This window comes from Priestia sp. YIM B13486, from assembly GCF_042787865.1.
Classification (GTDB): Bacteria; Bacillota; Bacilli; order Bacillales; family Bacillaceae_H; genus Priestia; species Priestia megaterium.
Genome location: NZ_JBHZOZ010000014.1, coordinates 51,686 through 63,720 on the forward strand (window position 1 = coordinate 51,686; position 12,035 = coordinate 63,720).

General features: G+C 33.7%; 13 protein-coding genes. 4 read left to right on the forward strand and 9 right to left on the reverse strand.

The window, feature by feature from the left end:
• Positions 1-31: 31 nt before the first annotated feature.
• Together ACFX4G_RS24465 and ACFX4G_RS24470 are read right to left on the reverse strand one after the other, a co-directional pair.
• Positions 32-1,063 (reverse strand): thiamine pyrophosphate-binding protein, encoded by a 1,032-nt coding sequence (locus ACFX4G_RS24465; RefSeq protein WP_377577545.1) that lies wholly within the window; start codon positions 1,061-1,063, stop codon positions 32-34.
• 336 nt (positions 1,064-1,399) lie between these two features.
• On the reverse strand, positions 1,400-2,194 hold the full coding sequence (locus ACFX4G_RS24470) for a DUF2935 domain-containing protein (protein ID WP_013056411.1): 795 nt from the start codon (positions 2,192-2,194) through the stop codon (positions 1,400-1,402).
• A 527-nt stretch (positions 2,195-2,721) separates the two neighbouring features.
• Between ACFX4G_RS24470 and ACFX4G_RS24475 the strand changes: the two genes are divergently transcribed.
• On the forward strand, positions 2,722-3,366 hold the full coding sequence (locus ACFX4G_RS24475; protein ID WP_377577548.1) for a glycosyltransferase: 645 nt from the start codon (positions 2,722-2,724) through the stop codon (positions 3,364-3,366).
• 713 nt (positions 3,367-4,079) lie between these two features.
• Positions 4,080-4,280 carry a cold-shock protein gene (locus ACFX4G_RS24480; RefSeq protein WP_013056409.1) on the forward strand — a complete coding sequence of 67 codons (201 nt, stop codon included), beginning with the start codon at positions 4,080-4,082 and terminating at the stop codon, positions 4,278-4,280.
• A gap of 295 nt (positions 4,281-4,575) precedes the next feature.
• Here the strand turns inward: ACFX4G_RS24480 and cshA are convergent, their stop codons facing one another.
• On the reverse strand, positions 4,576-5,976 hold the full coding sequence (gene cshA / locus ACFX4G_RS24485; RefSeq protein WP_377577551.1) for a degradosome RNA helicase CshA: 1,401 nt from the start codon (positions 5,974-5,976) through the stop codon (positions 4,576-4,578).
• Positions 5,977-6,261: 285 nt separating this feature from the next.
• Here cshA and ACFX4G_RS24490 point away from each other — a divergent pair, with 285 nt between their 5' ends.
• Positions 6,262-6,465, forward strand: coding sequence for a cold-shock protein (locus ACFX4G_RS24490; RefSeq protein ID WP_043981801.1), 204 nt, complete (start codon positions 6,262-6,264; stop codon positions 6,463-6,465).
• Between the two features lie 283 nt (positions 6,466-6,748).
• On the opposite strand, the gene ACFX4G_RS24495 is transcribed toward ACFX4G_RS24490, so the two are convergent.
• A complete protein-coding gene (locus tag ACFX4G_RS24495) occupies positions 6,749-6,952 on the reverse strand; it encodes a cold-shock protein (RefSeq protein WP_013056405.1) in 204 nt (67 codons plus the stop codon).
• Positions 6,953-7,900: 948 nt separating this feature from the next.
• Between ACFX4G_RS24495 and ACFX4G_RS24500 the strand changes: the two genes are divergently transcribed.
• Positions 7,901-8,047, forward strand: a complete 147-nt coding sequence (locus tag ACFX4G_RS24500) for a BH0509 family protein (protein WP_013056404.1) — start codon at positions 7,901-7,903, stop codon at positions 8,045-8,047.
• Between the two features lie 81 nt (positions 8,048-8,128).
• Here the strand turns inward: ACFX4G_RS24500 and ACFX4G_RS24505 are convergent, their stop codons facing one another.
• From ACFX4G_RS24505 to ACFX4G_RS24525, 5 genes are all read right to left on the reverse strand, one after another.
• Positions 8,129-8,647: a hypothetical protein gene (locus ACFX4G_RS24505; RefSeq protein ID WP_377577555.1), complete on the reverse strand. Its 519-nt coding sequence runs from the start codon at positions 8,645-8,647 to the stop codon at positions 8,129-8,131.
• A gap of 66 nt (positions 8,648-8,713) precedes the next feature.
• Complete coding sequence (locus ACFX4G_RS24510; RefSeq protein WP_377577558.1) at positions 8,714-9,340, reverse strand: hypothetical protein; 627 nt, start codon at positions 9,338-9,340, stop codon at positions 8,714-8,716.
• Positions 9,341-9,709: 369 nt separating this feature from the next.
• The gene (locus ACFX4G_RS24515; protein ID WP_377577561.1) at positions 9,710-9,907 is read right to left on the reverse strand and encodes a hypothetical protein; all 198 of its coding nucleotides are present in this window, start codon (positions 9,905-9,907) and stop codon (positions 9,710-9,712) included.
• Positions 9,908-10,875: 968 nt separating this feature from the next.
• Positions 10,876-11,361: a hypothetical protein gene (locus tag ACFX4G_RS24520; protein ID WP_377577564.1), complete on the reverse strand. Its 486-nt coding sequence runs from the start codon at positions 11,359-11,361 to the stop codon at positions 10,876-10,878.
• Between the two features lie 79 nt (positions 11,362-11,440).
• The gene (locus ACFX4G_RS24525) at positions 11,441-11,917 is read right to left on the reverse strand and encodes a hypothetical protein (protein WP_165575310.1); all 477 of its coding nucleotides are present in this window, start codon (positions 11,915-11,917) and stop codon (positions 11,441-11,443) included.
• Positions 11,918-12,035: the final 118 nt, after the last annotated feature.

A 12,035-nucleotide genomic window follows, 5' to 3' on the forward strand; every position in this document is an offset into this window, starting at 1 on the left:
AATTGCTATCTATCTTTTTCTCTTCAATGTGCTAAGATTGCTTAATTTGTTCCTGGAGATTACCAGAGGGAATCCACGGTTTAGAAGGAATATCAAGCTGATTGAATACTCGTAAAGTCTGCTTTATATCTCCAACCAATTCGACCTCTATAGGGTAATATTCATCTATTTCTGCCGGTAAAGTATCTATATGTAAAATTGATGTTTTTTCTGTGTTCCATTCTTTGGGTAACCTTTCGACAAGATCAAACCCAATTACAATAAGTAGATCAGCTTCCTTTAAGCCTGCTAGCACTTCATCTTTTTCATTAAATCCAAACGTAAAGAAATTTTGTGGGTGATCTTTAGACAGTACACCTTTAGCCATATAACTATGGGTAACCGGTGATTGAAGGCGTTCAATAAATGGTTGAAGCTCATCCACAGCTCCCTGTCTAACAGCGCCGTTACCGATAATAACAAAAGGTCTCTCATACTGTTTAATAAGAGTATTGGCAGCCTGAATTGACTCAAATATAGGTATGCTTACGGGTATAGATGTAGGTAAAATAGGTTTAATGGGAACGATTTGAGTTGCTAAGTCTTCTGGCAATTCTACTACTACGGGTCCTGGCTTTTCCATTTGTGCAATTTTAAATGCTTTTCGAATAATCTCAGGAAGCGTTTGTGCATCTTTTATCTGAACACCCCACTTCGTTGCCGGTTCCACCATTTTGATAATGTCCATATACTGATGCGAATCTTTATGCTGCCTTCCCAAAGCAGTCTGTCCTGTTAAAGCAACAACAGGGGAATGGTCTAGCTTTGCGCTAGATATACCTGTCAATAAATTAGTAGCTCCAGGGCCTAATGTTGATAAACATACCCCTACTTTGTTTGTTAACCTTCCGTATACATCTGCCATAAAAGCAGCTCCTTGCTCATGCCTCACATTCACGAATTGAATCTGTTTAGAGTTGGATAAGGAATCAATAAAATCCAAGGTCTCTTTACCGGGTATTCCGAAAATATATTCAACTCCCTCATTTTCTAAACATTGAACAAGTGTATCCGTCACTTTCATATTGTTCGACCTCTCTCTAGATAGTATTCTGACAAGCTTATGTGAAAGGAATAGCTCATTAATCTTTATCGTATTTTTTGAGTTTCAGCTCGCAAAAACCCCAAATTTATGCAAAGAAATCCTATTCACTAACTATTGTTTATAGTGTTGCCATTAGGTTCTTATGTTAAAGACATTTTTTAGAGAATGTATAAATAATTGAATGAGTCAAAAAAATTGGAATGAAATTAAACCTCAATGACTGTTTCTTTGTTAGTGAACAAAAAAAGGCTCCCTCAAAAGCTGAAGCCTTTTAAATTAAGTCATTAAGATTTGTAAAGAGGAAACATCAATGTATTATTTTTGTGTTTGAAGATTCTTTTCAAACATATCGATAATATGAAGGAACCTTTCAGCCTCTCGAAAAACATGATCAGCTAAAAGAGGATGAATAATACTTTTAATTCTACATTCCTCAATTAAATCTCTTGCTGTTTTTTTAAAGTCTCTAAGGGAAGCCACGGAAACACGATTCTGATCAAGAAATTGATCCAAAAGAGGTACCGTTTGAGATTGAGGCTTCATAGACTCTAAATCTCTTGCTTGAAAAACTAATTGATCAAAATCGTGACTGAAGTTTCTCGCCATATCTACAAGTTTTCTTTCTGATGGATCAAGAAGATGGCCTATAAATTGGGCATGATCAGCCATAATTCTTAAAAAGAAGACATTTTCCTTTATAATTGCATCAGCTAGCGGCTTCAATTTCCCTTCGTTTAATTCAATTAATCGTTTTCTAAAATAGTTGGCTTCTCTACTAGTATGATCAACCAAAAGAGGAAAGTTATTTGAGCCCGGTAGTTGACAGGTTAAGATTAAACCTAAAATTTTTCTCTTAAATGCAAATATACCTGTGGCTGCTTGTTGGACTTCCGAATTAAATCTTCTCATTTGCTCCGGATCTGTTTGATTAGTAAATGAATGAGAGCGTTGTTCAATATCTTCAAACAAACGATAAAATTGATTCGCTTCCTGTATTAATTGTGTATCCTCACATCTAAAACCTAATCGAAGAAACAATGAGTGTTCCTTCATAATCCTTGACCAAAAACGAATTTCATCTAAGGATTGTGCAACAAATGCATTAGTCATTATTAATCCTCCTATAATTGTAAATTAGTTTCATTCTAAGTTATTCTGTTTTATGTCTGGACATGCTTAAGCTCACATAAAAATTGGTTTTACTATATTTTTGAGGAATGGAATAAAAGATTTTGATTTTAGCCCTTCTCTCACAAAAAGAACAGGTACATGTAGAGTAGGGAATCTTCTTTACATGGGGGGTTTTAAGACCAATAAGTCCCTTCTTCACATGCTGATTACATACCATTAGCATATGCTTCACATTTTTCACCTCTTTTTCTTCTAGAGTTTTATATAAACATATGAGACAAGCAATAATATTTATGAATGTATAAATACAAGAGCCTAAAATTTCGAATTCTCTACTATCACCTTATAGAAAGGTATCCTCTGTAACCCTTCATCCGTGTGAGCTGATTGGGAGTGTGGTAGTACTCTATAAAGAATTATTATTAGAAAATAACATTTTGAGGAATGTAAAAAATGCCATATACAAATAATAAGACGGATCATTTAAATTGGAAGGAGCAGCTTTTATGAAAAAATTGTTAGGGATGGGACTTATTTTGTTATTTTCGCTAAACATGCTGGTTGAACCAAGTAGTGCTCGTGCTGAAACACAAGAACATCGTGTTAGTCAATCTCAGGTAAAGTTTGAAAATGAATTGAGAAGACTTTGGATGGATCATGTACTGTGGACAAGCAATTATATTACAAGTGCAACAACAGCAGGATCAGAAGACCAAAAACAAGTGTTGACAAGGTTATTAAAAAATCAAGAAGATATCGGTAATGCTGTGAAGCCGATATACGGAGAGAAAGCTGGGAATAAACTTACGGATTTGCTCAAGGAACATATTGTGATTGCTGGCAAGATTGTAGATGCGGCTAAAACGGGAAAGAAAGCCTTGGTGAATCAATTAAACCAAGAATGGTATAAAAATGCTGATGATATAGCAGCGTTCCTTAGCCAGGCCAACCCTTATTTAAAAAATGAAGATTTGAAAAAATTACTGTATATGCATCTAAAATTAGTGACAAATGATTTATCTGCAAGCTTAAAAAGAGACTGGGAGGCGAGAATCGTTGCAATTGATGAAGGAGTATCGCATATTATCTTAATGGCAGATACTATATCTGCAGGAGTTGTGAAGCAGTTTCCAAAGAAATTTAATAAATAATTTTAATAATATCCAGTATTATTTGAAAATCCTTCATAAAACACTGTATCTGTAAGGGCTCTTTTGCTGGATAACTCTAAGAAACCTTATGTTCACTAAAAAGGTACACGTAGATATTCTGCATAAAGCATCATAACCAAAGGTTTAGTAAATTTAAACATTGGGTATTATCAAATCAAGACGATGTGTTAAGAGTACCGCCCGTGCATAGGGTGTGTCCTTCTCTATTCTATAAAAATGGCGCCTAAAACGGCGTCATTTTTTATTTGGAAACAAGTTTACGGATTCTAGTGCGAAGGTTGTATTTATATGAAAAAGGTATATAGATTTCTATCTAATCGAATGTATTTTTACACCACTATTCAAAAATTTTTTGAGTGAACTTCCCTTTCTTTTGGACAGACGGCTCCCATTATGCTCTCGTATCTAATTGAGGTTCATATTTATGAATGCAATGCCCTTAATGATTGTGTGAACAGTGGCTAATATTTGACTTCTATCATTTCCATGTTTATTTGAGGTTTTTGCACGAGAACCTCACTATGATGTTATAGTCATACACTTGTTACATTTTAATGGAATGAGTGATGATAAAGAAAGTTAAAAAGATCAAATTAATTTAAGTTTAAGATGTCTCCATTGGGATAATATATAAATAAGCTAGATTTAATGATAATCTGGTTTATTTTCTACATTTTAGGAGGCAACAAAAAATGGAACACGGTAAAGTAAAATGGTTTAATGCTGACAAAGGTTTTGGATTTATTGAGCGCGAAGGTGGAGAAGATGTATTTGTTCACTTCTCAGCTATTCAAGGTGAAGGCTTTAAATCCTTGGATGAAGGTCAAGAAGTGACTTTTGATATCGAACAGGGGCAACGTGGACCACAAGCGACAAACGTAAATAAAGCATAAGAAACCATACTAAAAAACAGACTCTATTTTCAGAGTCTGTTTTTACTTAAAAAGATTTTTATATCAAAACTTATTCATCAATAATTATAGTTCGTGTTTTTTTAATTCTTCTTCAAAGAAAAAGGTACTTGGGTATTTATCGACTGTATAAGAGTATCTTTTCATATTTTTTACATAATGACTTTTTAAGATTGTCACTAATTCATTCGATACTCTTATAGTTACTACTTCTCCATTACTAAATATTTTCTCACTCATAGCCATTATCCTTTCTCGCATCAAAAATAATCAGGGATTATTTTCTATATGTTTTTTTACGGCCTACTGTTTCTTTTCTCCCTCTATTTCTCTTACGTTCTGTTTTTGCCTTTTTATTACGAAGTGGTGCCACTTCAGACAATTGGACAGAGGTCATATTTGATTCTTTTGTTAAAAGCTTTAAAGTGGCTGACAGCAAAGAAACAGAATCCACTTCTTCTAATAACTTTTCCGCCATTGGCTTATATTCCACAAACTCCCCCTTGTCGATAGCGGTCAAAACCTGGTGAATGATTGCTTCCTGATGCCCTGCCATTACCTCACTAGAAGTAGGAGCTGATTGTCTAGACATTTTGGTTTTCGTGACATCTTCGATTACTTTTAAGTGATTACGTTCTCTTGGAGTTATAAAGGTAACTGCCAATCCCTTAGTACCTGCCCGCCCTGTTCGGCCAATACGATGAACATAGCTTTCAGGGTCCTGAGGAATATCAAAATTGTAGACATGGCTAACACCTGTAATATCAAGTCCTCTTGCTGCAACGTCGGTTGCAACCATAATCTCAATCGTATGATTCTTGAATTGACGAATTACATCGGCACGTTTGGATTGCGTCAGATCTCCATGAATGCCTTCTGCTGCATATCCACGCTTTTTTAGCCCTTCAGCAAGTTCATCCACACGTTTTTTTGTGCGTCCAAACACAATAGCAAGGTCTGGTGATTGAAGATCTACGAGATTACAAAGAACATCAAATTTTCGATTCTCTGGAATTTCCATATATTGCTGCTCGATGTTCTTTACCGTTAACTCCTTCGCTTTTACTTTTACGAGTTCAGGATCGTTCATAAATTTCTGGGCTAGACTTTGTACTTGCTTCGACATGGTTGCTGAAAATAGCAAGGTTTGGTGGGGAGAAGAGATTCCACCAAGAATCGTTTGGATATCTTCAATAAAGCCCATATTTAACATCTCATCTGCTTCATCCAGAACAGCTGTACGAATATGATTTAAACGAATGGTTCTTCTTTTCATATGGTCCTTAAGGCGTCCTGGGGTTGCTGAAATAATATGCGGTCTGTTTTTAAGGGCTTTGATCTGACGATTAATATCCTGACCTCCATAAATGGGCAGCGTTTTAACTCCTTTTACCTGCCCAATTCGGTTTAACTCCTCTGCTACTTGAATAGCTAGTTCGCGTGTCGGTGCTAAGACTATTCCCTGAATCCCTTCTTCACTAAGCTCAACCCGCTCTATGAGGGGAATGCCAAAAGCTGTTGTCTTTCCAGTACCGGTTTGAGCTTGTCCAATTAGATCTTTACCCGTCATAGCTATCGGAATGGATTCAGCCTGAATCGGCGTAGCCTCTTCAAAACCCAAGTTATGAACTGCCTTTTCAATGGCCTTGCTTAAATTAAAATCAGAAAATTTTTTCATTTTTTTCGTGCTCCTTCTCTTACTTAAATTCAGAAATGAGAAAAGTACTCTTTAACGAGAGATATTATTTATTCATTTCTGCGTATTGGAAATCAGAGTTATTATTCACGAACATCTTATTTTAGCGTATCTATACAAGGCGAATTTATGCCTTATTTTATCCGCGCTTCCGTGTATTTATAAATTTTTATAGGATCTATAAAGTGTGGTTTAATTTAGAAAGATATGGTTCTCACTATTTCTTTTTTAAAAGGTATACTATTTAGGAGGAGGGATGATATAGTTATGTATTATAACCATAGGAAGAAAAATCAAGAGCCCTTACCTAAAGAACAAATAGAGATTTGGGAATGTGAATCAGAAGAATGTAATGGTTGGATGAGAAAAAATTTCTCTTATCAAAAACACCAAAAGTGTCCTTTATGTGGCCATAAAATGAGAACAGGAGAACGGCTTTTAGATGCGTCTCCTAATCCCCATCAAAAATAATTCATGTCCGTCTGTTGTATAAATCTATAAAAAACTTACGGCACTTCTTTAACTGAAAGTAAACTTCTTACCAAACAAACATGCCATATTTGCTTTATATTTCTAGTGTATGGTTAACTAGTTCATACCTTGTACCCTTCGTATGACCCAGAAACCAGACTTAAAACGCTGGTTTTTCTATTATAACGGGATTTTAAAATCAGATATAATATGTCTTTTGCTAGCTAGTGAAACCAAAAGTAAAAAAAAGACTCCTAGGTGGAGTCTTTTTTACTCATTTTAATTATGCTACTTTATGAACGTTAGCAGCTTGTGCTCCACGTTGACCTTGTTCGATGTCAAACGTTACTTTTTGACCTTCTTCTAATGATTTAAAGCCTTCACCTTGAATAGAGCTGAAATGTACGAATACATCGTCTCCGCCTTCAATTTCGATAAAACCGAAGCCTTTGTCTGCATTAAACCATTTTACTGTACCTTGTTCCATAATAGTGCCTCCTGGTGTGGAATACTCCACACTTGTATTACTACCCTTGTCCAACCATACTATCTTAAGATGAAAATTTCTATGGAAGAGATTTCTCTTCTCTCAATCCTACACCGAACAAAAATAATTAACCTAAGCGTAACACACAGAACCGAAGATAGCAAATACACAAAAATAGATAAAATTTTAAAATGGAAATATAGGTATCATAATAAGAACTAATTTAAGGTTTACTAGCAGTACATAAATTTAATGGACTTTCACCATTTTTGCACCTCTATAGATTACTTACAAAATAATAAGCGCATTAAGAAACCTGCTGTTTTTGTGTATATGAAATTTTTCATAAAATTGATATCTTGGGCATAATACAGGATAGACACTTGGTAGAGGGGGGATTGTGTGAGACTGAAGGATGGAAACTTTTATACAGATAGTAGAACCAATAAGGTATATAGATTAAATGAAGATAACAAAGGAAGTTGGTACCTGAGTACTCATGATGATGAAGATAATAATCAAATGTCAAGAACTTCAGGACGTAACATGATGAAAATGTTAAAGAGTTTTTATAACAAAGTGAACGACAGTTGAAAATTTACGGCTCTGGAAAACAGCATAAAAAATATAAAGCTAGCTTAACACAGCTAGCTTTATTTCTAATTTATAGAGCTAGTTATCACAATGTTTTTTAGGGATTAAGCAACGATACTAACAAAAAATTTTTAGCCTTGCCATTGGAAATCACCCATTATTTAATTTCGATTGCAGAAGCCTTGTTGTCCCCATCCGACGCCATGATACCATTTCTATATTGTTTTTTGAAAAATCATCTATAATTGATATTGTTTTAATCTCATATTGAGATATATAATAAAAGCAAGAAAAAGAAAACGCTTTCTGTATTTAAATACATGGTTACTTCTCAAACTATAAGGAGGATTTAAAATGAGCCAAGTGGAAAGAAATTCTAAAGTGCAGAAATTAGTTGAGTATCAAAAATTCAATGAAGAAGAAGTTTCGAAGATGACAGATCCGCAGGTTGAATATTATCACTGGCTCTATTTTGATGATTCCGCTTATGATTATATGTAACTCAATTATAAAATAAGAAAAAAGCACAAAAACGTTTGGTTCCAACGGGTTTGTGCTTTTTTCGTTTCTTTAATTATAGGATTACTCATTTTTAACACCATTTCCTGTGACAACAAAGTGAGGGGTGTCTTCCTTCCAGTTGAAAAGTCTCCAGAACTCACTGTATTCATCGTCTTCTGACGTATCTGGAAATACCTCCAATAAATAACCTTGAGATAAAAAGATCTTTAGCCCTCCTACTTCGTCCGAGTCAACTCTTTCTACAATCGTGTGTTCGTTTATATCTTTTATAAAAGATTCAATTCGTTCATCAAATCGATTATTTCCTTGGATATTCCATTCAAAATGCTCATTTTCATTCTCCAACCCTGTTCTTGGAGAATAGAAATCCTGCGATCCTACTATAATTTTATAACCTTTGGCAATACGCCAAGAACATTGAATATGTAAAGCATATTCAGCTACTTCTTCTTTTTTCCCCCTTCTGGTTACTAAAATTTTTTCTCCAAATCCTAGCCAAAACAAATTTGAGGCTCTCCCCGCGTATCTTAAATTCAAGCCCACCAATTTGTCTAATTTTGATTTAGTTGCTTCTCTCATGCTTTTCTCCTTTTATTTGCAGTTAAAGCTTTCTTGGTAAGTAGCTAAGTAAATAAATAGAATGTATTAATTGTTTATGGCATTAAGGTTATAGTGACCTATTTCTTTTTTATTTTTAATAACTACTAAAACACCTTTCAAAGCATTTTCTTTAAGTATTTTTATTTTTTCTTTATTTGGAGCCACTGGCAGCCCTCCGGATTTAGTAGTGAATCCTAAGTCATAACTTACATTTATTTTACCAGTTCTATTTCTGTTAAAACCCCCATATCCTGATCCCCTTCCTAATCCATCAAGACCTTTCTCGTCATCAAAAATATTAACTCCTACAGCATTCTTAGAGGCTTTTATTAGCTCTTTATCGGGTAAAATTTTAAAATCTAAATCGTCTTTATCAAAATTAATAAGGTTTTTATCACTATAGTGGTTAATTTTCATATCGTAGTAAAGAGCAAGAGGGACAATTTCTTTCTCTTTTCCGTTCTCTTCTATTATTGTAGATCCTACCAAACCTTTGTCATTAACTACTTTTACTTTGACATTAGTAATTTTAAAAGGTTTTTTCTGATTATCTTGTTGATATTCTTTTGACACTTTTTTATTTGTTTCTACATCTGAGCTTCCTTGGTTTGAACAGGCTCCGCCTATTAACAACGAAACAGCCATAATAGTTAAACCAATTAATTTTTTCATTATTCTCCCCTGTCTTAAACGACCCAAGCCTTGTGGTTGTGATAAATTTGTGAAGCTTAAACCTTTGTATAACGCAATTGTATCGCTCTCAATTGTTATTATGTTTTATTTATATTGGATACTTTTTTTAGTATGTAATTGTACAGGCTTTAAGTCGTATTAATACTCTTCAAGCAAATGAGTTAAGTTTATCAAAATGGAAATAGAAAAAAGTATGAGCATGGAGGTTTAGACTAACCTTCTGCTAAAGGATCCTTGTTATCAAATATTTTCTTAGTCAGTTTATAAAAACGAAACTAGGAAACATATTGTATCAATAAGTGTTTTTAGTTTATTTTGTAATTCCGATGAGACCATCATCAATACCTATTATTTTTTCTTTACTAAATGTATTAAGTAATGCATTTGTGCAATTAAAAACGAAAGAAATACAATGATGGTGAATCCAAAGACATTAATGGCCTCCTCTGCTGCATTATCGCCAGTCATTAAAAGAGAAGCTAATACGAAATATAGTATAATCCCTATAAAAAGGTTCAAAAAGAAAATACCTATATATTTAGACAATAAGAAATCTCCTTTCTTTAAATAATTTCGTATACAAAACTATTTCCGATAGGTTTTTCTATTTATTTCCTATTAGTCTACCAAATACGTGTGTAAAAGTGTAGGGTTTTTAGAAGACAAATGTTATAAGAGTTATACAAAGCATTTCTAGTTTACAAATAAATAGCTAATTAAAGTATGTTATTATGGATAAATCAGTAAGTAATGTTGAGTACTACTTTGAAGGAGTTATTAATGAGACAGTTAAAAGGAAATTATTTTTGGGTTCTAACTATACTAATATTATCCAGTACAGTCTTCAATCTGATTTGGAGAGATAAAAGTTGGCCAGGGTATTACACTTTATCCATATTTTTAGTTTTGATTGTACTAAATATTATTTTGAACAGATATGGAAAGAATGAAAGTACAAAAAAGTAATGCACCACATCATAGGTTTGCTGCATTACTTTTTTAATAACCGTTCGCTAATACCTTGCTGTTAAATTTCAGGTAGTGAAACCTGTAGAAATAAAAGGCTACTATGATCTTATTGATTAGAAAGGAGAATTCAAAATTAAATCAATGATTCAAGGGAAAATTAAAGAAATACTTATTATTCTTCTAACCTTATTACTCATAATCTCTGTTTTAGTAAATTGCTCTGCTTATTTTAATACCAAAGAAATACAAAGCTTTAGTTCACAATGTTACGACCAAGGCGGAGAAGTCATACTTAAAATACATAATCCAATTACCAATTCTTATTCTTTTACATGTAAATAATGTCTACTCTACTGTTTTCTAGACGAACGCTAGGAAACGATTTCAGCAATAGTAAATAAGTGCAGCTTGATGCTTCAACTGTGCTTGTTTAACGTTTAATGTATGGTCACTATTTTCAACTGTTTCATCATTTATCCGTGACTGTTTCCTGAGGATAGTTCCGATAGATGTTTTTTCTTTTATAGTATATATAAGTTATAAGACTACTCATTATTGTACTCCTCTAGATCTTTCCATTTTGCAAACTTGTTTCTAAAATACCTAGATATTTCTTCGTCCTTGCTCAGAAGTAAAATTAAAGATGAGTCCCAAAAAACTAATTCTATAGTTGCTTTAGGGTGCTGAATTATTGGTTCTTCAATCCAAAAATCCGGATTACCATCAGCATAAGGCTCTTCTTTAAGCACATCTAAATTTATAATTTCTTTCTTATCAAAGGCAGAGAAAACTCCCCATATAAAATAGATATCCTCTTTATTAGCAAGCTCCGTGAGCTTTTCACCTGTAATCCAGTACGTATTGCCGTTTATTCCATTGTTGTAAATTCTGTAGTCAGTAAAGTAATTAAGGTACTTTTCTGAAAAAGATCCATCTAAATCACTTAACAACCAATTGTACTTCTCATGGAGATTATTAAAAGAACTTACTATTTCCTTTAAATCATAAAAGCTCTCTAAGATAGTATTCATGCATGTTTCCTCCATATGTTTTACCATTTTCCTAAGTGATTTTTTTGTACACTATATACAAGAATAGTTAACATAACGCTCATTCAAATTCACTAGGACACCAAATAGCTATGTCACCGCCCGGAGTTGCAACTAAAAGCCAATCAACTCCTCCAAAAGGGTCTCCTAATTGCCAGCATTCGTAGTTAGGATCGTAGCCATTTACAAATAAAACTCTCCCCGATTCTAGAGAAATGATAAGATGAGGCGATACAGTGTCTAGCTGAATGTTTACTACTTTTTGTCTCCTAATATCCCAAATATGCTTAAAATGTTGCTCTTCTGTATTAAAGGGCACTTCATCCTCTGATGATGGGTATGTATCACAGGCTTCAGGATATACAGTCCAATTTGTTTCGATGTTTAAAACAAAATCACCATCATCTTTTCTATTATAATTAGTAAAATACAATAGAGTTGTAGAACTATTAATCCCAAATTTCAGGCCGTCTATTTGACTGCCAATAAGTAGGTGTTTCAGTACTCGTTCTGCAAATTTTTGGTCCTCTATTTTCACTGTGCTGGCTCCTTTAAAAGCATTTTTGATTTATGCCATATAAAAAGTGAGCTAAAAAACTCACTTTTACCTTTCTAGTTAACACTTGGTGCATTCATATTAAACATAGGGTAAATAA

Coding starts and splice junctions, on each gene's coding strand:
- ACFX4G_RS24465 (WP_377577545.1), bottom strand. CDS start 1,063: ATGAAAGTGACGGATACACTTGTTCAATGTTTAGAAAATGAGGGAGTT.
- ACFX4G_RS24470 (WP_013056411.1), bottom strand. CDS start 2,194: ATGACTAATGCATTTGTTGCACAATCCTTAGATGAAATTCGTTTTTGG.
- ACFX4G_RS24475 (WP_377577548.1), top strand. CDS start 2,722: ATGAAAAAATTGTTAGGGATGGGACTTATTTTGTTATTTTCGCTAAAC.
- ACFX4G_RS24480 (WP_013056409.1), top strand. CDS start 4,080: ATGGAACACGGTAAAGTAAAATGGTTTAATGCTGACAAAGGTTTTGGA.
- cshA (WP_377577551.1), bottom strand. CDS start 5,976: ATGAAAAAATTTTCTGATTTTAATTTAAGCAAGGCCATTGAAAAGGCA.
- ACFX4G_RS24490 (WP_043981801.1), top strand. CDS start 6,262: ATGTATTATAACCATAGGAAGAAAAATCAAGAGCCCTTACCTAAAGAA.
- ACFX4G_RS24495 (WP_013056405.1), bottom strand. CDS start 6,952: ATGGAACAAGGTACAGTAAAATGGTTTAATGCAGACAAAGGCTTCGGT.
- ACFX4G_RS24500 (WP_013056404.1), top strand. CDS start 7,901: ATGAGCCAAGTGGAAAGAAATTCTAAAGTGCAGAAATTAGTTGAGTAT.
- ACFX4G_RS24505 (WP_377577555.1), bottom strand. CDS start 8,647: ATGAGAGAAGCAACTAAATCAAAATTAGACAAATTGGTGGGCTTGAAT.
- ACFX4G_RS24510 (WP_377577558.1), bottom strand. CDS start 9,340: ATGAAAAAATTAATTGGTTTAACTATTATGGCTGTTTCGTTGTTAATA.
- ACFX4G_RS24520 (WP_377577564.1), bottom strand. CDS start 11,361: ATGAATACTATCTTAGAGAGCTTTTATGATTTAAAGGAAATAGTAAGT.